General features: G+C 70.4%; 17 protein-coding genes. 8 read left to right on the top strand and 9 right to left on the bottom strand.

Annotated features, from left to right (window positions below; translation table 11 throughout):
* Window positions 1-4: 4 nt before the first annotated feature.
* Entirely contained in the window at window positions 5-862 is an 858-nt protein-coding gene (gene htpX, locus KOI47_RS31545) for a zinc metalloprotease HtpX (protein ID WP_216210611.1), read from the bottom strand.
* A 213-nt stretch (window positions 863-1,075) separates the two neighbouring features.
* Here htpX and KOI47_RS31550 point away from each other — a divergent pair, with 213 nt between their 5' ends.
* The 4 genes from KOI47_RS31550 to KOI47_RS31565 all read left to right on the top strand — a co-directional run bounded on the left by KOI47_RS31550 (window position 1,076) and on the right by KOI47_RS31565 (window position 5,647).
* Window positions 1,076-2,035, top strand: coding sequence for a YncE family protein (locus KOI47_RS31550; RefSeq protein WP_216210613.1), 960 nt, complete (start codon window positions 1,076-1,078; stop codon window positions 2,033-2,035).
* A gap of 75 nt (window positions 2,036-2,110) precedes the next feature.
* Window positions 2,111-2,983 carry an LLM class F420-dependent oxidoreductase gene (locus KOI47_RS31555; RefSeq protein WP_216210615.1) on the top strand — a complete coding sequence of 291 codons (873 nt, stop codon included), beginning with the start codon at window positions 2,111-2,113 and terminating at the stop codon, window positions 2,981-2,983.
* A 12-nt stretch (window positions 2,984-2,995) separates the two neighbouring features.
* A complete protein-coding gene (locus KOI47_RS31560; protein ID WP_232376381.1) occupies window positions 2,996-4,171 on the top strand; it encodes a BtrH N-terminal domain-containing protein in 1,176 nt (391 codons plus the stop codon).
* 192 nt (window positions 4,172-4,363) lie between these two features.
* Window positions 4,364-5,647 carry a multidrug effflux MFS transporter gene (locus tag KOI47_RS31565; protein WP_216210616.1) on the top strand — a complete coding sequence of 428 codons (1,284 nt, stop codon included), beginning with the start codon at window positions 4,364-4,366 and terminating at the stop codon, window positions 5,645-5,647.
* On the opposite strand, the gene KOI47_RS31570 is transcribed toward KOI47_RS31565, so the two are convergent.
* The 5 genes from KOI47_RS31570 to ddaH all read right to left on the bottom strand — a co-directional run bounded on the left by KOI47_RS31570 (window position 5,595) and on the right by ddaH (window position 10,103).
* Window positions 5,595-6,518, bottom strand: coding sequence for a metal ABC transporter permease (locus KOI47_RS31570; protein WP_216210618.1), 924 nt, complete (start codon window positions 6,516-6,518; stop codon window positions 5,595-5,597). The two genes, KOI47_RS31565 and KOI47_RS31570, sit on opposite strands and share 53 nt — an antisense overlap.
* Window positions 6,515-7,408, bottom strand: coding sequence for a metal ABC transporter permease (locus tag KOI47_RS31575; protein ID WP_216210620.1), 894 nt, complete (start codon window positions 7,406-7,408; stop codon window positions 6,515-6,517). Before KOI47_RS31575 ends, KOI47_RS31570 begins: the two co-directional genes overlap by 4 nt.
* Window positions 7,405-8,139 carry a metal ABC transporter ATP-binding protein gene (locus KOI47_RS31580; RefSeq protein ID WP_216210621.1) on the bottom strand — a complete coding sequence of 245 codons (735 nt, stop codon included), beginning with the start codon at window positions 8,137-8,139 and terminating at the stop codon, window positions 7,405-7,407. The genes KOI47_RS31575 and KOI47_RS31580 overlap by 4 nt, the downstream gene beginning before the upstream one ends.
* On the bottom strand, window positions 8,136-9,137 hold the full coding sequence (locus tag KOI47_RS31585; RefSeq protein ID WP_216210623.1) for a metal ABC transporter solute-binding protein, Zn/Mn family: 1,002 nt from the start codon (window positions 9,135-9,137) through the stop codon (window positions 8,136-8,138). The genes KOI47_RS31580 and KOI47_RS31585 overlap by 4 nt, the downstream gene beginning before the upstream one ends.
* A gap of 108 nt (window positions 9,138-9,245) precedes the next feature.
* Entirely contained in the window at window positions 9,246-10,103 is an 858-nt protein-coding gene (gene ddaH / locus KOI47_RS31590) for a dimethylargininase (protein WP_408629867.1), read from the bottom strand.
* A 74-nt stretch (window positions 10,104-10,177) separates the two neighbouring features.
* On the opposite strand from ddaH, the gene KOI47_RS31595 reads away from it, so the two are divergent.
* The 4 genes from KOI47_RS31595 (at window position 10,178) to KOI47_RS31610 (ending at window position 14,638) form a co-directional block, all read left to right on the top strand.
* A complete protein-coding gene (locus KOI47_RS31595) occupies window positions 10,178-10,624 on the top strand; it encodes an Lrp/AsnC family transcriptional regulator (RefSeq protein WP_216210625.1) in 447 nt (148 codons plus the stop codon).
* 16 nt (window positions 10,625-10,640) lie between these two features.
* A complete protein-coding gene (locus KOI47_RS31600) occupies window positions 10,641-11,408 on the top strand; it encodes an enoyl-CoA hydratase (RefSeq protein ID WP_216210627.1) in 768 nt (255 codons plus the stop codon).
* 231 nt (window positions 11,409-11,639) lie between these two features.
* Window positions 11,640-13,577 (top strand): 2-oxoacid:acceptor oxidoreductase subunit alpha, encoded by a 1,938-nt coding sequence (locus KOI47_RS31605; RefSeq protein ID WP_232376382.1) that lies wholly within the window; start codon window positions 11,640-11,642, stop codon window positions 13,575-13,577.
* Complete coding sequence (locus KOI47_RS31610; RefSeq protein WP_216210630.1) at window positions 13,574-14,638, top strand: 2-oxoacid:ferredoxin oxidoreductase subunit beta; 1,065 nt, start codon at window positions 13,574-13,576, stop codon at window positions 14,636-14,638. Before KOI47_RS31605 ends, KOI47_RS31610 begins: the two co-directional genes overlap by 4 nt.
* Before the next feature lie 36 nt (window positions 14,639-14,674).
* Here KOI47_RS31610 and KOI47_RS31615 read toward each other — a convergent pair whose 3' ends face one another.
* The 3 genes from KOI47_RS31615 to KOI47_RS31625 form a co-directional block, all read right to left on the bottom strand.
* Entirely contained in the window at window positions 14,675-15,925 is a 1,251-nt protein-coding gene (locus tag KOI47_RS31615) for a sunset domain-containing protein (protein ID WP_216210632.1), read from the bottom strand.
* 62 nt (window positions 15,926-15,987) lie between these two features.
* Window positions 15,988-17,007, bottom strand: coding sequence for a polyprenyl synthetase family protein (locus KOI47_RS31620; RefSeq protein ID WP_216210635.1), 1,020 nt, complete (start codon window positions 17,005-17,007; stop codon window positions 15,988-15,990).
* Window positions 17,008-17,117: 110 nt separating this feature from the next.
* The gene (locus KOI47_RS31625; RefSeq protein ID WP_216210637.1) at window positions 17,118-18,230 is read right to left on the bottom strand and encodes a hypothetical protein; all 1,113 of its coding nucleotides are present in this window, start codon (window positions 18,228-18,230) and stop codon (window positions 17,118-17,120) included.
* Between the last annotated feature and the right edge of the window lie 74 nt (window positions 18,231-18,304).

Genomic DNA, 18,304 nt, shown 5'->3' on the forward strand with positions numbered 1-18,304 from the left:
CCGCTCAGCGGCGGCCCATCTCCTCCAGCCTGCGGATCCGGTCGGCCATCGGCGGGTGCGTCGAGAACAGCTGGGACAGCCGCTCACCCGGCCGGAACGGATTCGCGATCATCAGGTGGGACTGGGACACCACCTTCGGCTCGGGCGCGAGCGGCGCGGCGCGGGTGCCCTGCTCCAGCTTGCGCAGCGCCGAGGCCAGCGCGAGGGGATCCCCGGTCAGCTCGGCCCCGGAGGCGTCCGCCTGGTACTCCCGCGAACGGCTGACCGCCATCTTGACGATCCCGGCCGCGATCGGGCCGAGCAGCACCAGCAGCAAAGCCACCAGCGGGTTGCCACCCTCCCGGTTGGAGCCGCCGAACATGCTGGCGAACATGGCGATATTCGCCAGCACGCTCACCACACTGGCCAGCGCGCCCGCGACGCAGGAGATCAGGATGTCCCGGTTGTAGACATGCGACAACTCGTGCCCGAGCACGGCACGCAGCTCGCGCTCGTCAAGGATGGTGAGGATCCCGGTGGTGCAGCACACCGCGGCGTTGCGCGGGTTGCGTCCGGTGGCGAAGGCGTTGGGCGCCTGGGTGGGGCTGACGTAGAGCCGTGGCATCGGCTGGCGGGCCGTGGTGGCCAGCTCCCGCACGATCCGGTACATGGCGGGCTGCTCGGCCTGGGAAACCGGCTGCGCCCGCATGGCCTTCAGCGCGAGCTTGTCCGAGTTGAAATAGGCATACGCATTCATCCCCAGCGCCACAACCAGGCCGATGAACAGTGCGCCCCTGCCGAAAAAGGCACTGATTCCGATGATGATCGCACTGAGCAAGCCGAGCAGCAGCGCGGTCTTCAGACCATTCCGGTGGCTGTGCACTCTGCCCCTGCCTCCAATTCCACGAAGCTCCCACCTGGGCCAACGCTCGTCATCGGAGAAAAGTTCCGCCCCGAATGGTCGTCATCGTCGCCCCGCAAGGCGCCATGCACAACGGACCACACGGGAACGCTCCACCGTGTTCATCCCGCGTTGTGCCACAGATCACGTTAGGCTCAAAACGGTAATCTCGCACGAGACCCATCGGGGGGCACGATGCGTACAACCACCCGCCCGCTGATCATGGGCGCCGCGGCCACCCTGGCCTGCGTCCTGCCCGCTGGGCAGGCCGGCGCGGCCGAGGTCGTCACCATCCCGGTCGGGGACCGGCCGACAGCGGTGGCGGTGAACTCGGCCACGAACACCGTCTACGTCGCCGACGAGCGCAGCGGCACGGTCACCTTCGTGGACGGCGACCACGATCGGGTGACCAGAACCGTGTCTCTCGGCTCCACCGTGACCGATATCGCGGTGAACCAGACCACCAACCGAGTCTACGCGAGTAACCGGGCGGGTGGCAGCGTCTCGGTGATCGACGGGGACACCGGTACGGTGCTCACCACCGTCGCCACCGGGCGCGGGACGGCGGTACTCGGGGTGGACGAGTCCACCGACCGGGTCTACGCCGCCAGCGCCAGCACCGGCGACATCGCGGTGATCGACGGGGACACCGCCGCGGTCACCAGCACGGTCCCCGGCAAGGGGCTACGGCCCGCCGGGATGGCCGTGGACTCCGGTCGCGGGATCGTCTACGTCACCGGCGAGACCACCGACGCGCTCGTCCCGCTGGAGGTGGGCACCAACACCCCCGCGGCGGCGGTCCGGGTGGGCAGGGCCCCGGCGGGCACGGCGGTGCACGAGCAGAGCAACACGATCTACGTCGCCAACGCCGGGATCCACCATCTGTCCGTGGTGGACGGCTCGGCCAGGAGCGAGCGGGAGACCATCCTGCTGCGCAGCGCGGGCTCCGCGGTCGCGGTGCACCAGGGCACGCACACGGTCTACACCAACGGCGGCCCGAACGGGCTGGCGCGGATCGACGGCCGCACCGGCGAGCTGGTGGGCGAGCTCTCGCTGGGGATCAACCCCGGCGGCATCGCGGTCAGCCAGCACACCCAGGCCGTCTACGTCACCGATCCGCTGCATGACGCCCTGGTCGTGGTGACCGATTTCTGAACCGGGGACCTGGAGTAACTCCGGTGCTACGTTCGGGAAGCGGGACATCCATCCACCCGGACACGAAGGCTGCACATGAGACTTGGGGTACAGATTCCCGACTTCACCTGGCCGAACGGGCCCGCCAAGCTGGGTGCCGAACTCGCCGAGGTCGCCCGCGCCGTGGACGAGGCCGGGTTCGACTACCTGGCCATCATGGACCACTTCTTCCAGATCCCGGTCGTCGGGCCCGCCGAGAACGACATGCTGGAGGCCTACACCACGCTCGGCTACCTGGCCGCGCACACCGAGCGGGTCAAGCTGCTCACCGTGGTCACCGGTGTCTTCTACCGCCATCCCGGCCTGCTGGCCAAGGCCGTCACCACGCTGGACGTGCTGTCCGGCGGCCGCGCCATCCTCGGGATCGGGGCGGGCTGGAACGAGGAGGAATCCCGCGGGCTCGGTTTCCCCTACCCATCCACCAGGGAGCGTTTCGAGCTGCTCGAGGACGCCCTGCGGTACTGCCTGCGGATGTGGTCGGACTCGGACGAGGGGTTCACCGGTAAGCATGTCCAGGCCGAGCGGCTGCTGAACGTGCCGCAGGCGCTCAGCAAGCCGCATCCGCCGATCATGGTCGGCGGTGGCGGGGAGCGGAAAACCCTGCGGATGGTGGCCGAGTACGCGCAGGCCTGCAACCTCTTCAACGGCCCGGAGCTGAAGCACAAGCTGGAGGTGCTGCGCGGGCACTGCGACGCCATCGGCCGCGACTACGCCGAGATCACCAAGACCGTCTACCAGCCGCTGGACATCGGCGCCAACGGCGAGAAGACCGGCGAGCTGCTCACCGAACTGCGCAGGCTCGCCGAACTGGGCGTGGACGTGGCGATCGGTTACGTGCCGAACGTCCACCAGACGGCCCAGCTGGAGCGGTTCCGCTCGGACATCATCCCGGCGGCGGCCGCGTTGTAGGACGATGGAGCCGTGACCGAGCACGGCTACCAGCTGCGCGGGGGACGGCAACCCGACGTCGCCGCCCTCGCGCACCTCCTCGCCCACCACGACATCGCGCACCCGGACGGCGGTGAGCTGTCCGAACCGCTGCTCTTCCTCGCCTCCGGCGGGATCGGCGCGGGCTACCGGCTTTGGGACATGACCCGCGACGGCGGCAAACCGCTGCGGCTGGGTTTCCGCTTCCGGCACGAGGAATCGCGGCGCTGGCTGAAGTCCACAGTAGACCGTCTGGGGCTGCGGGCGGAGCTGCACACGGGCACCGCGCGAGGTGCGGCGAAACGCCTCTCCGCCCTGCTGGCCGAGGGCGAGCCCGCACTGGTGCTGCCGGACCGCGCCCGGATCGGCTACTGGCACCTGCCGGACGAGTCGGCAGGCGGCGAGCACTTCGTGGTCGCCTACGCGCAGGAGGACGGCCGGGTGCACCTCGACGACCGCAACCTGACCCCGCTGACGGTCGAACGGGACACGCTGACCGCGGCAGGCAGGGCCGCGGCCGAGCGCAACCTGCTGGCCACCATCCGGCCGGAGCCGCTGACCGCCGGCCGGCTGGCCGCCGCCGTGCGCGCCGGGCTGGCCGAGGGGGCCCGGCAGCTGTCCACCGTGCTGCCGGTGTGGACCAGATGGGCGACCCTGATGACCGACGAGCGCGCGGTCACCGGCTGGCCGACGGTGTTCGCCGACCGGCGCGGGCTGGTGGGCGCGCTGCTTGCCATCTGGACCGCGATCGACCCGGATGGCATCGGCGGCGGACACCTGCGGGACCTGTTCGCCGACGGCCTCGCCGAGGCAGCCACCCTGCTGGAAATGTCCGAACTGGACAGTCAGGCCGACGGCTGGTGGAAGGTGGCCGCGGCCTGGCAGGACCTCGCCGACACCGCGCTCGACCCGCGGGTCCCTGAGTTCAGATGGATGCGCGAGCTGGTCCGCACCGTACGGAAGGGGGTCACCGCGGGCGACGAGGGTCGGCAGGACGCCGCCGAGGCCGGCGCCGAACTGGCCCGGCTGCGCAGGCACTACGACGAGCACAGCCCGTTCACCGCGGACCAGGCGGCCGCGCTGCTGCGCGATCTCGGCCGCGGCCTGCGCGAGGTGCACGCCGCCGAGCACGCCGCCGTCACGGAACTCACCTTCGCCATCGAACGATGACGTGGCCCCGAATCAGAACTGAGCACAGTGGACGGTTCGGCGACCAGTCTGTGATCCACGTTGCATCCGGGTTGACCTCGAGTGCGCTCGAGGTACGAGCCTTGCTGGTGGCGGCGTAGCGGAACAAACCCCTACGCCGCCGCGCTGCACGAATCGAGGACGTGTTGATCACCCCGAGCCCGGAAGGTCGCCATGAACGACGTCGCGCTGAACGACCCGCCCCGTAGCCGAGCCGCCCCACAGCCCACCGGCGAACGATCCACCGGCGAACCCGGCAGGGCCGAACGGATCCGCGTGATCTTCGTGCTCGGCGCGCTGATCGCGCTGGGGCCGCTGACCATCGACATGTACCTTCCCGCGTTGCCCTCGATCTCCGCGGATCTTGGCGCGTCCTCATCCGTCGTCCAGCTGACCCTCACCGGCACCTTGATCGGGCTGGGTATCGGGCAGTTGCTGGTCGGCCCGCTCTCCGACGCGCTGGGCAGGCGCCGCCCGCTGATCGCAGGCGCGATCCTGCACGTGGTGGCGTCCGTGCTGTGCGCGATCGCGCCGACCATCGCCGTGCTCGGCGTGCTCCGTGCGCTGCAGGGGGTCGGGGCCGCCGCGGCGATGGTGGTCGCGCTGGCCGTGGTGCGGGACCTGTTCACCGGGAACGCCGCCGCCACCGCGCTGTCCCGGCTGATGCTGGTGATGGGTGCCGCGCCGATCCTGGCGCCGACCCTTGGCAGCGCGATCCTGGTCGCCGGGTCCTGGCGCGCGGTCTTCGCCGGTCTCGCGGTGCTCGGCGTGCTGCTGATGCTGGTCGCGATGTTCGCGCTGCGGGAGACCCTGCCGCCGGAACGCAGGCGGGCCGCGGGGGTGCTGCCGGTGCTGCGCACCTACGGCTCGCTGCTGCTGGACCGGGAGTTCGTGGTGCTGGCACTGGTGGCCGCGCTGGGGATGTCCGCGCTGTTCTCCTACATCTCCGGTGCGTCTTTCGTGCTGCAGGAGCAGTACGGGCTCGACCAGCAGGAGTTCGCGCTCACCTTCGGGGTCGGCGCGTTGGCGATCATCGGCGCAGCCCAGTTCAACGTGCCGCTGTTGAACCGGTTCACCCCGCGCCGGATCGTGTTGGTCGCGCTCACCGCTGCGGTGGCATCCGGGCTGGTGCTGACGACACTGGCCGCGACCGGCACGGGCGGGCTGTTCGGCTTCGTGATCCCGCTGCTGTTCGTACTCGGCTCGGTGGGCTTCGTGCTGCCCAACGCGCCCGCACTGGCGTTGTCCCGGCACGGCGAGGCGGCCGGGGCCGCGGCCGCCCTGCTCGGGGCGGCGCAGTTCGGGCTGGGCGCGTTGATCGCCCCGCTGGTGGGCGCGCTCGGCAACGACGGCCCGGCGATGGCGCTCACCATGACCGGCGGCTCGGCGATCGCGCTGGCCGCGCTCACCGGCGTGGTGGTTCGCGCCCGGCGGCGGCAACCGGCGCTCGCGCACTGACCCGGGCGGCGGTGCGGTGCCGCATCCGGTGCAGCAGGCCGCGGGGGGCGAACAGCAGGGCGAGCAGGAAGCAGGCCACACTGCTCAGTCCGATGGTGCCCGCGATGGAACTGTTCAGCCCCACCGCGAGCTGTTGCCCGGCAACGGAAGCGACCCAGCCGAGCAGGATCGCCACGACCAGCATCGGGCCGAGCCTTCTGGTCAGCAGCCTGGCGGTGACGGCGGGGACGATGAAGAAGGTCACCACCAGGATCGCGCCCACGCTGTCGAAGGCGACCACCGCGAGACCGGCAACGGCGATCAGCAGCACCTGCCCCATCACCCGCCCGCGCAGCCCGGCCAGCTCGGCGAACTCCGGGTCGAAGGTGCTGGCCTGCAGCGGCCGCCAGCACACCAGGACCAGCAGGATCGCGGCCAGGGTGGCGATCCCGGTGGTGAGCAGCGACCTCGGCAGCGGGGTGCCGAGGACATCCACGGTGCGCAGCGGGGCGAAGGTGATCTCACCGTAGATCGCGGCGTCCAGGTCGATGTGCACCCCGGCGGCGAACTGGCCGATGCCAAGCACTCCGAGGGAGAACAACGCCGGGAAGATCAGCGCCAGCGCGGCGTCCGATGGGACCAGTCCGGTGCGCCGCAGCCACTCGAAGCCCAGCACGCAGAGCACACCGAACGCGGTGGCGCCGAGGATGGTCAGCGGGGTGGCCCGCTGCCCGGACAGCAGGAAGACCAGCACGATCCCTGGCAGCACGGCGTGGCTCACCGCGTCCGGCAGCAGGGCCTGCCTGCGCAGCACCAGGAAGCTGCCGAGCACCGCGCAGCCGGTGGAAAGCAGCCCGCCGATCAGGATGATCATCATGCCGTCCGGGGTCATGCTTGTCCCTCCGCGATCCCGCTGCGCCGCCGGAGCCTGGCCAGCATGCCGCGGCGCGGCGCGAACACCACCGACAGCACGGCGACGGCGGTGGCCAGCAACACGATCACCGGACCGGCCGGCAGCTCGGCCTTCCCGGAGAGCACGCCACCACTCGCGCCGGCCGTGGCGCCGATCAGCCCGGCCAGCGGCACCATCCCGGACAGCTTCCTGGTCAGTTGGCGGGCCGCGACCGCGGGCGCCACCAGCAACGCCACCATCAGGATCGCGCCGACCGTGCGGACGCCCAGCACCACCGCGACCACCAGCAGGCCGGTGCTCGCGATGTCCACCGCGCGGGCGGGAATCCCGGCCACGGCGCTGAATCCGGGATCGAAGGTGGCGCTGCGCAGCACCCGGAACCAGACCACGACCGCGGCCAGCGCCAGCCCGCCCAGCACCAGGGTGAACACGATGTCCCTGCGCACCATCCCGGCGGCCTGGCCGAGCAGATAGGAGTTCAGCCCGGACTGTTTGCTGTTCCCGGTTCCCGCCAGGTGGGTCAGCAGCACGATCCCCATGGTCAGCGACACCGAGAGCACCACCCCGATCGCAGCGTCCGGGCGCAGCCTCCCGGTCCGCTCGAGGCCGATCATCGCCAGCGCCGCGGCCGCGGCCGAGACGGCCCCACCGAGCAGCAGCAGCTCCGGCGTTTTCGTCCCGGTGAGGATGAAGGCGAGCACAACGCCGGGCAGCGTGCCGTGGCTCATCGCGTCGCCGAACATGCTGCGCCCGCGCAGCACCGCGAACGGGCCCAGCGCGCCCGCGACGAAGCCGAGCACCGCGGTGCCGACCACCACCACGGCGTCCGGGTAGGACAGGGGCAGCGCGTTTAGCAGCCAGTCGATCACGCCGGTGCCCTCGCCGAAAGCGGCGCGATCCCGTAGGCCCGCTCGAGATGTTCCGGGGTGAGGACCTCGGCCGCCGCGCCCTCGGCGATCACCGCGCCGGCCAGCAGCACCGCGTGGTCGAACCGGTCCAGCACGGTGCGCAGGTCGTGGTGCACGGCGATCACCGAGCCACCAAGGGCACACAGCTCGCCGAGCAGGTCGAGCAGGGTCGCCTCGGTACGCGCGTCCACCGCGGTGAACGGCTCGTCCAGCACCAGCAGATCGGCCTGCTGCGCCAATGCCCGTGCCAGGAACACCCGCTGCCGCTGCCCGCCGGAGAGCTCGTCGATCGGCTGCTGGGCGAGATCGGTGACGCCGACCTTGTCCATCGCGGCGGCGACCAGCTCGTCATCGGCCTCGGTCAGCCTGCGGAACCACCCGCGATGCGGGTAGCGGCCCATCTCGACCACCTGGATCGCGGTGATCGGGAAGTCGTCGGCCACCGCGTCGGCCTGCGGGATGTAGGCCACCCTGCGGCGTACCCTCTTGAGCGGTTCGCCGAGCAGCCGCACACTGCCGCGGACCGCGGGCACCAGCCCGAGCGCCGCCTTGACCACGGTGGACTTCCCGGCGCCGTTCGGGCCTACCACCGCGGCCAGCCGCCCGGCCGGGATGTCCATGTCGATACCGGAGAGCACCGGCTTGCCCCCGTAGGACGCGCTCATCCCGCGCAGGGTCAGTGCACTGCTCATCGCAACCCTTCGACCAGTCGGTCGGCATTGGCCCGCACCATGCCGAGGTAGCTGCCTTCCGGTGTGCCGTCATCGCCCGCCGCGTCGGAGAACAGCTCCCCGCCGATCCGTACCTCGCCGCCGCGCTGGCGGACCGCGGCGAGCACGGCCTCCAGGGTCTGCCTCGGCACGCTGGACTCCAGGAACACCGAGCGCACCCCGCTGGCCATGACCTCGTCGGCCACCCGGCCGATATCGGCGGTACTCGCCTCCTCCTCGGTGGAAATGCCCTGGATCGCGACCACCTCCATGCCGAAGGCCCTGCCGAAGTACCGGAAGGCGTCGTGCGAGGTCACCAGCTGCCGGTGCGCGGGCGGAATCCGGCTCAGCCGGGCGCGGATCTCGTCGCCGAGCGCCAGAACCTGTTCCCGGTAGGCGGCGCCGCGCCGCTGGTAGTCCTGCGCGTTCGCCGGGTCGATGCGGGCGAGCTCGGCCTGGATGGCGTCCACGACGTGCGCCCACAGCCGCGGGTCGAACCAGATATGCGGGTCGTGCTCCTCCCCGCTCGGCGCGTCCGCTGCCGGGTCGAGCAGCAGCTCCTCCGGGACCTGCTCGCCCGCGAACAGCACCGGCTTGGAGCGCGCGATGTCCTCGAGGGTGCGCTCCATCGAACCCTCGAGGAAGAGCCCGATCGCGATCACCGCGTCGGCGTTGCGCATCTGCGCCAGGTCCCCGGCCTTGGCCTGGTACAGGTGTGGATCCACCCCGGGCCCCATCAGCCGGACGGTGCGCACGTCCTCCCCTCCGATCCGGCGCACCGTGTCGTCCAGGAAGTTCGTGGTGGTGACCACGCGCAGCGGGCCCCGGTCAGCGCCGCCGGTCCCGGCAGCACTGACCGGGGCCCGGACGGCGTAGCCGAGGGCACCGCCGAACGCAAGGACGAACACGACACCGAAGGCGACGAGGGCCCACCGGTCCCTGCGCCGCGCTCGGCGCCGGTCCGCAACGGCCGCATTCATGCCGTCCAGGTAAGCACGAGCGAGTTCGCCGGGGCAATGACAAATCTTCGTCGTGCCGAACACATTGCGACGGCGCGCCGTAGACCGGTAGGCGGCGGGGTTGGGGAGTTACTTGCGCAGCTCCATCGTGCAGCACTTCGGGCCGCCGCCGGCCTTGCGCAGTTCGGAGATGTCCACCAGCACCGGCTCGTAGCCCAACCGGGACAGCCGGTCGGCCAGCCCGGTGGCCTCGATGGGCAACACCACGTTGCGACCGTCGGAAACCCCGTTCAGCCCGAACACGGCGGCATCCTCGGCATCGGCGAGCACGGCGTCCGGGAACAGCCTGGCGAGCACCCGGCGCGAGCCTGCGGAGAAGGCGTCCGGGTAGTAGGCCACCTGCGCGGGAGCGGTGTCGGTCGCCTCGGCGAGCACGAACAGCGCGGTGTCCAGGTGGTAGTAGCGGGGGTCGGTCAGCGCCAGGGACACCACCGGCACGCCGAGCACCTCCTGCGCCTCGGCGTGGGCGGCAGGGTCGGTGCGGAAACCGGTACCGGCCAGCAGCAGCCTTCCGGTCCAGACGAAGTCACCCTCGGCTTCGTTGATCTTGGTGGGCATGGTGATGTCGCGGTAGCCGCGCTCGAGGAACCAGCGCCGCACGTGCTCGGCCTCGGCGGCCCGCTCGGCCGCCCGGAACCGGGCTCCGAGCACCCGGCCGTCGATCACCGTGCCGGAGTTCGCGGCGAAGACCATGTCCGGGAGCCCGGGCTGCGGCTCGATCTCGTCCACCGTGTGTCCGAGCCTGCGATAGGTGTCCCTGAGCTCGGACCACTGGGCCAGCGCCAGCTCGCGATCCACCGGCTGCGTGGGGTCCATCCACGGGTTGATCGCGTAGTCCACCGCGAAGTAACGCGGTGCGCACATAAGGTAGCGACGGGTTGTCGGAACCCGGCCGAACGTCGGGTCAAGGGCAGCATCAGCCGTCATAGATCGAAATCTATGGGGCAAGTCGAACGCAAGCAATCGCTGTGTCTTGCGTGTTCGCGTGCTAAACATTGCGTGTGAACACTTTGGACCAGCGAATCATTTCGTGCCTGGTGGCGAACGCGCGCTCCAGCTACGCGGACATCGGCAAGCTCGTCGGGCTGTCCGCTCCGGCGGTGAAACGCCGGGTGGACCGATTGCTGGAGGCCGGGGTGTTGCGCGGGTTCACCGCCGTGGTCGATCCGGAGGCGCTCGGCTGGGGCACCGAGGCCTTCGTCGAGGTGCACTGCAAGGGCAACATCCAGCCTGCCAGGATCCGCGCGAGGCTGGAGCCGTTGCCCGAGGTCGTGGCCGCCTACACGGTGTCGGGGGCGGCCGATGCGATCGTGCACCTGCGCGCCGCGGACATCCACCACCTGGAGACCGCGCTGGAGCGGCTGCGTGGACTGGAGATCGTCGAACGGACCGTCTCGACGGTCGTGCTGTCCACACTGTTGGAAAGATCCCCTAACCCGGAACATTGAGAGCATCATGGGACCTATGGGGCGAACGGCAGGACGAATACGTACCGAGCGGACCGGGGGAACCGCAGTCCTCACCATCGACGCCCCCGAACAACGCAACGCGCTGACCCTGGAGCTGTCCGCCCAGCTGGCCGAGGCCGTGCGGCAGGCGGAGCAGGACGCCGAGGTGCACGCGCTGGTACTGACCGGCACCCCGCCCGCGTTCTGCGCCGGCGCCAACCTGAGCGCGCTCGGCGAGGCCAACGAAGACGCGCTGCGCGCGATCTACCAGGGTTTCCTCGCCGTTGCCCAGTGCGGCCTGCCCACCGTTGCCGCGGTCGGCGGTGCCGCCGTTGGCGCGGGCCTGAACCTCGCGCTGGCCGCCGACGTGCGGCTCGCCGGCCCCGAGGCCCGGTTCGACGCCCGCTTCCTGCAGCTCGGCCTGCACCCCGGTGGCGGGATGACCTGGATGCTGCAACGTGCGGTCGGTACCCAGCAGGCCACGGCGATGACCCTGTTCGGCGAGGTACTGGACGCCGCGAGCGCCACCGAGGCCGGGCTGGTGCTGCGTACCGTTCCGGGTGACCACGCGGAACTGCTGGAAGCCGCGGTCACGCTGACCCGGCCCGCGGCCGCGGCGCCCCGGCACCTGGTGACCGCAATCAAAGATTCGATGCGCCGCACGCGCGCGATGGACAAACATGCCGAGGCGGTCAATCTTGAGCTCATCCAGCAGCTGAACTCGCTGGAGTCACCGGAGTTCGCCGCCAAGGTCGCGGCCTGGCGGGAGGCGAGCGGCCGCTAGCAAGAACATGTTCTACTTTCTGAGGGGAGACGGGCTTCACAGCGGACGATCGAAGTTAACCGTTACCATGAGTTACAGGTAAGTCGGGTCACACCGGCGCACGATTCGAGCAAAACACCAAGTAATCTCGAGGTATATAAGGGCAGTGTGTCGGTCGGCACTACGACGCGGGCAGCAGAGAGGGACCCCCTGAGCATGAGCGATGACGAGCGAAGCGAGGAATCGCTCCGTTTGACGCCGGCAAGCACGAACGGCAATGGAGCCGGGCGGCCGGGCCCGACAACACTCCAGGCGGACCGGCCGACCGAGGTCAACCAGCTGGACCGGGTGGTCATCCGGTTCGCCGGCGACTCCGGTGACGGCATGCAGCTCACCGGCGACCGGTTCACCTCGGAGGCGGCGGCCTTCGGCAACGACCTCGCGACCCTGCCCAACTTCCCCGCGGAGATCCGGGCACCGCAGGGCACGATTCCCGGCGTCTCCAGCTTCCAGGTGCACTTCGCCGACTACGACATTCTCACCCCTGGCGACCGGCCGGACGTGCTGGTGGCGATGAACCCGGCGGCGTTGAAGGCCAATGTCGCCGATGTCCCGCATGGCGGGACGATCATCGTGAACACCGACGAGTTCACCAAGCGCAACATCGGCAAGGTCGGCTACGCCAGCGACCCCCTGGAGGACGACTCGCTTTCCGCCTTCGAGGTGCACCGGGTGGCGATGTCCACCCTGACCAAGGGTGCGCTGGCGGAGACCGGGCTGAGCAAGAAGGACGCGGAGCGAGCGAAGAACATGTTCGCCCTGGGCCTGCTCTCCTGGATGTACCACCGGCCGACCGAGGGCACCGAGCGGTTCCTGCAGGAGAAGTTCGCCAAGAAGCCGGACATCGCCGAGGCGAACATCCTGGCCTTCCGGGCAGGCTGGAACTACGGGGAGACCACCGAGTCCTTCGGCACCACCTTCGAGGTCGCCCCGGCCAAGCTGGCGCCGGGTACCTACCGGCAGATCACCGGCAACGCGGCGCTGGCCTACGGGATCGTCGCCGCCGGCCAGCAGTCCGGGCTGCCGATCCTGCTCGGCACCTACCCGATCACCCCGGCCTCGGACGTGCTGCACGAGCTGTCCAAGCACAAGAACTTCGGGATCACCACCTTCCAGGCCGAGGACGAGATCGCGGGCATCGGCGCGGCGCTGGGCGCCTCCTACGGCGGCGCGCTCGGCGTGACCTCCACCTCCGGGCCAGGGGTGGCGCTGAAGTCCGAGACCATCGGGCTGGCGGTGATGACCGAGCTGCCGCTGGTGGTGCTGGACATCCAGCGCGGTGGGCCGTCCACCGGGCTGCCGACCAAGACCGAGCAGGCCGACCTGCTGCAGGCGATGTTCGGCCGCAACGGCGAGTCCCCGGTGCCCGTGGTCGCGCCCTCGACACCCGCGGACTGCTTCGAGATCGCGCTGGAGGCCACCCGGATCGCGCTGACCTACCGCACCCCGGTGCTGCTGCTGTCCGACGGCGCCATCGCCAACGGCTCCGAACCGTGGCTGGTCCCGGATGTGCAGGACCTGCCGGACCTGCGGGTGAGCTTCGCGCAGGAGGCGAACGCCACCGACGACTCCGGGGAGTTCTGGCCCTATGTCCGGGACCCGGAGACACTGGCGCGGGCCTGGGCCGTGCCGGGGACGCCCGGACTGCAACACCGCATCGGCGGGCTGGAGAAGGCGGACAACACCGGGCACATCTCCTACGACCCGGACAACCACGACAAGATGGTGCGGCTGCGGCAGGCCAAGGTGGACGGCATCGACGTGCCGGATGTCGTGGTGGACGACCCCAGCGGCGGCGAGGCCAGGGTGCTGGCGCTGGGCTGGGGCTCGACCTACGGGCCGATCGGCGCAGCCTGCCGCCGGGTGCGCAAGCAGGGAATGCCGATCGCACAGGCGCACCTGCGGCATCTGAACCCGCTGCCCGGCAACCTCGGTGAGGTGCTGCGCGGCTACGACACCGTCGTGCTGCCGGAAATGAACCTGGGCCAGCTCGCTACCCTGCTGCGGGCGAAGTACCTGGTCGACATCCGCTCCTACAACAAGGTCGCCGGCCTGCCGTTCAAGGCCGAGGAACTGCAGGGCGTGTTCACCGACATCATCACCGCAACCACTGAGGAGGCGGCCAAGTGACTGCGACCGACCTCGGGCTGCCCGCACTCGGCGGCCTGGAGGGTGTCCCCACCACCGAGGAACCGCAGAAGGCCAAGGACTACAAGTCCGATCAGGAAGTGCGCTGGTGCCCTGGCTGTGGTGACTATGTCGTGCTGAACACGATCCAGTCCTTCCTGCCGCAGCTGGGGCTGAAGCGGGAGAACATCGTGTTCATCTCAGGGATCGGCTGCTCCAGCCGATTCCCGTACTACATGAACACCTACGGGATGCACTCCATCCACGGCCGCGCCCCGGCCATCGCCACCGGGCTGGCCACCACCCGGCCGGACCTGTCGGTGTGGGTGGTCACCGGGGACGGGGACGCGCTGTCCATCGGCGGCAACCACCTGGTGCACACCCTGCGCCGGAACGTGAACCTGAAGATCCTGCTGTTCAACAACCGGATCTACGGGCTGACCAAGGGGCAGTACTCGCCCACCTCCGACCAGGGCATGGTCACCAAGTCCACCCCGATGGGTTCGCTGGACACCCCGTTCAACCCGGTGTCGCTGGCGCTGGGTGCCGAGGCCACCTTCGTGGGGCGGGCGCTGGACTCCGACCGCAAGGGGCTGACCGAGGTACTCACCGCGGCCGCCCAGCACCGCGGGTCGGCGCTGGTGGAGATCTACCAGAACTGCCCGATCTTCAACGACGGCGCCTTTGACGTGCTCAAGGACGCCGACGAGAGCGCCCGGCGGCTCATCCCGCTCACGGCGGGCGAGCCGATCCGGTTCGGGCCGGAGGGCGAGTACGGCGTCACCCGCAGCGCCTGGGGCGGGATGGAGGTCGCCAAGGTCAGCGAGATCGGCGAGGACAACCTGGTGGTGCACGACCCGACCATCGAGGACACCGCCTACGCCTTCGCGCTGTCCCGGCTGGGCGACCAGCACCTGAACCACACCCCGACCGGGATCTTCCGGCAGGTGAACCGGCCGACCTACGACGACCTGGCCCGTACCCAGCTGGAAGAGGCCCGCACGGCCAAGACCCCGGACCTCCAGGGCCTGCTGCGCGGCAAGGACACCTGGACCGTCACCTAGAACCCATCCCTGCTGTGCGTGGGCCGTTCACTGCGGTCAGGTGAGGGGGCGGAAACCGACGCGCTCGGCATCGGCGGGGGTGCGGAACCAGACCTCGGCGACCATGTTCGGGTAGCGCGGCTCGTCCTCGGTGCAGTAGCGCAGGGCGGTCACGCTCGCCTTGACCCGGTAGTCCTCCGCGGGGCTGCCCCCGCCGGGCAACGGCATCGCGGAACCGGGGCCGAACGGACCGGAGGGCAGCGCGCCCCCCTCCTCCGGGACGTGGTCGCGCGCGGGTGGCGGAACCGGGCCGGGCTGCTCCGCGGCAGGCCCCGCCGGCACCGCGGGCTGGAACAGCGAGCCACTGTGCGTGCCCTCCACCTCGGGAGCCGGTTCCCGCCGGGAGACCGTGCGCATCGAGGGCTGGATCGGCTCCGGCTGGTCGAACCCGCCCCGCGGCACCTCCCGCGGTTGCCGCTTGGGCAGTACCTGCGTGGTGTCCGGGGGGCTCGGCGTCTCCGCAGGCGGTTCCCCGGGCTGCTCCCCTTCGTACTCGGCGTGCTGCTGCTCGGGCTGGTCCTCGTGCTGCCCGTAGTCCCGGTAGCCGGCGTCGCCGTTGTAGTCGTTGTAGTCGCTGTCCTCGTCTACGTACTCGTACGCCGGGAGCTCGGTGAACAGCGAGGCCGGCTGCCGCTCCCGCGGCTCGGGCTCCGGTTCGGGCTCGGGCCGGGCCGCCTCGTACTCGTACTGGTCCTCCTGGCCGGGCTCCAGCACCGACAGCGCCTGGGTGGAGTCCCAGGCCTGCTCGGCCTCCTCGTCCGGGTGCGTCTCCTGGAGGTACTGGTCGTACTGCCCGTACGGCTCGTACTGGCCGTACTCCTCGTCCTGGTCGCCGTACCGCGGTGGTTCCTCGGCGTACCGGTACTCGGTCGGCTCGTCCGCGTCGCGGCCCGCCTGCGCGAAGCTGTCCTGCTCCAGCCACTGCGGCTGGGGTTGCGGCTCGACCGGCCCGACGAACCGGGTCCGCTCCGCGGCGGTCTCCTCGGCGGGTTCGGGCACGCCAGGCAGCGCATCCGGATCCAGCCCCGGCCCGTCCCCTGAGGAGGCGGCCGCGGGCTGGTGCTGCACCAAGGTCGGTTCGGGGTCCTGGTGGAGCTGCCCCCGCTCGGGCGTGGGCGCCGCGGCCAGCCTGCGTTCGAGGTCGGCGATCCGCGACTGGGCGGGCCGGACCAGCAACAGCCAGGTGAGCAGGGCGCCGAGCACGAAAGCCGCCAGGCTCCACAACCAAACCTGTCCGAAGATGGACATCTACGCGGTGTCTCCTTCCTGGCCCCGCGGGTGCTGCCGCCGCGCCGGGCGAACCGGGACGCTCAGCGGATCCGGGCGACGAGGTAGTCGGCCACCGACTCGCAGGCGTCCCGGGCGGGTGAGGCCGGAAGCGCCTCGAGCTCCGCCCGCGCGCGCCGAGCGTAGTCGGAAAGGGTGACCCGTGCGCGTTCGAGTCCGGTAGAGGACCGCAGCAGCTGGAGTGCCTCCTCGACCAGCGCGTCCTCGGTCAGTGGCCCCTGGAGCAGCTCGGCGAGCCGGGGTTCGGTGCCGTCGTCGGCCAGTGCGTAGAGCATCGGCAGCGTGCGCACCCCCTCGCGCAGGTCGGTTCCCTGCGACTTGCCCAGCTCCGCCGATGGCGAGGCGATGTCGATCACGTCGTCGGAGATCTGGAAGGCGGTACCGACGAGCTGCCCGTACCGGCGCAGCGCGTCGATGTACTCGGGCCGGGCCCCGGACAACATCCCGCCGAACCGGCCCGCGGTGGCGATCAGCGAACCGGTCTTCTGCCCGATGACGCTGAGGTAGTGCTCCACCGGGTCCTCGTCCCCCACTGGCCCCACGGTTTCGCGCATCTGGCCGGTCACCAGCTCGCTGAAGGTCTCGGCGATGATCCGGGCCGCGTCCGTGCCGAGGTCGGCGACCAGCCTGGACGCGTTGGCGAACAGGAAGTCGCCGGTCAGGATCGCGATGGTGTTGTCCCAGCGGGCGTTCACGCTCTGCGCCCCGCGCCGCATGGTGGCCTCGTCCATCACGTCGTCGTGGTACAGGGTGGCCAGGTGCACCAGCTCCACGGCGGCCGCCGCGGTGACCACCGCTTCCCTGCCGGTGTCGCCGAACTGCGCGGCGAGCAGGGTGAACAGCGGGCGAAAACGTTTGCCCCCCGCCTCGACCAGGTGTGAGGCGGCCTCGGCCACCGCCTCCACATCGCTGCGCACGACCTGGCGCAGCACCGTCTCGACCTCGTTCAGCCCACCGGCCAGCTCGCTCAGCAGAGCAGGGTCGGCGATGCGCAAGCCGACCGCGGCGCGCAGCTCCTCCAAGGCGCCATCTGGCAATGACACGTCGGCTCCGCCTCTCGGCACTGGGGGTCACGGTCTCGGGAAAGCCTAATGGCACCGACCATGGCGGGGTTACCCGCAGGTCCAAGCACCGTGGTGACCCATGCCACGGGTCAGTGGAAGGCTTCGTCCAGCACCCGATCGACTACCGCACGTGCCTTGTCCACGTCCTTGTCCGGCAGTACCGGACTGCTCAGCGTCTGCACGCCACGCTCCCCGAAAGCCGTGACACCGAAGAAGACGATACCCGCCCGCTGACGATCGTCATGCGGGGAAACACACAGGTGATAGGAGCTTCGGTCCATGCTGCGGAAGGTCACCGCAGCGTTGCCCCCGAGCGTCGTCTCGGTGCGGTCACGGAACAGCTCGACCGGGGTGCCGCAGTCCGCGGGCGAACTGTCCAGCACGCCGAAGCCGGCCTCGATCTGGATCCGGTGCTCGGGTTGGGCGAAATAGCAGATTCCGCGATGCACGACCGGTGTCAGCGAAGGGCCGTAGGGCTGCTGCACAGCTCCGGCGAAGGCAGCGCACGCCACGTTCGGGTCGGCGCTGCCCACGGTGAGCACACGGTCGGCGCCCTCCGGAACCCGTGCCGGTCGGGCGGGCTCGCACTCCTGCGCCGCGCCGGGCTCGTCGAGATGCACGCAGGCGCCGAGCGCTCCAGTGTCGTTCTCGTTCGGACCGAACAGGAAGCCTTCCATACCGGGGATGCCGATCATCCTGCGTACGCCGTCCTCGGCCACCCCGCGCAGCAGGGCACAGTGGTCCTCCCGCTCGGGACCGAAGGTGACGTGGTCATACTTGAACTCGATCGCGACCCGGAAGCTGAGCGGAACAACCATGGAACAGGCGACCGGGAGTGGCCCTGGCTGGTGCCGGAGCTGGTAGGCCCGCTTACCTGCCAGCTCGATCGGCAACAGCGCCCACTTCTTCCGTGGCGGCCAGTCGGCCACCCTGACCCCGATCTCCTCGGCGTCCCCACCGGCGGCCGAACAAGTGTGCCGGCCCGGTTGCGACTTCGGCTTCCCGAGCAGCGCGCAGGTGTCGAGCGCGCCGAGCGCGGCCCCCAACGCTGCGGTGTTCCGGTCCTCGGGCCGCTCAGGTGCCGACCGTTCAGGCTGCTCGGGTTGAACTACCTCGACCGGCCCGGTCCCCGTGTCGCTACAGGCGGTGTGCACCAGCAGGCTCAGGTAACAGGCCAGCAACCACCCTGCACGCGTTCGCACAATGCTGCTCCCCGCTCCCGATAGCTGATGCTGCATTTCGGTGACAAATTCTAGGTTTGAGCAAGCACCTAGTC

It is taken from the genome of Amycolatopsis aidingensis (assembly GCF_018885265.1).
Lineage (GTDB): Bacteria > Actinomycetota > Actinomycetes > Mycobacteriales > Pseudonocardiaceae > Amycolatopsis > Amycolatopsis aidingensis.

Bases quoted from the DNA above. Each gene is read 5' to 3' on its own strand.
- KOI47_RS31550 (WP_216210613.1), top strand. From the start codon at position 1,076: ATGCGTACAACCACCCGCCCGCTGATCATGGGCGCCGCGGCCACCCTG.
- KOI47_RS31555 (WP_216210615.1), top strand. From the start codon at position 2,111: ATGAGACTTGGGGTACAGATTCCCGACTTCACCTGGCCGAACGGGCCC.
- KOI47_RS31565 (WP_216210616.1), top strand. From the start codon at position 4,364: ATGAACGACGTCGCGCTGAACGACCCGCCCCGTAGCCGAGCCGCCCCA.
- KOI47_RS31570 (WP_216210618.1), bottom strand. From the start codon at position 6,518: ATGACCCCGGACGGCATGATGATCATCCTGATCGGCGGGCTGCTTTCC.
- KOI47_RS31580 (WP_216210621.1), bottom strand. From the start codon at position 8,139: ATGAGCAGTGCACTGACCCTGCGCGGGATGAGCGCGTCCTACGGGGGC.
- KOI47_RS31585 (WP_216210623.1), bottom strand. From the start codon at position 9,137: ATGAATGCGGCCGTTGCGGACCGGCGCCGAGCGCGGCGCAGGGACCGG.
- ddaH (WP_408629867.1), bottom strand. From the start codon at position 10,103: ATGACGGCTGATGCTGCCCTTGACCCGACGTTCGGCCGGGTTCCGACA.
- KOI47_RS31600 (WP_216210627.1), top strand. From the start codon at position 10,641: ATGGGGCGAACGGCAGGACGAATACGTACCGAGCGGACCGGGGGAACC.
- KOI47_RS31615 (WP_216210632.1), bottom strand. From the start codon at position 15,925: ATGTCCATCTTCGGACAGGTTTGGTTGTGGAGCCTGGCGGCTTTCGTG.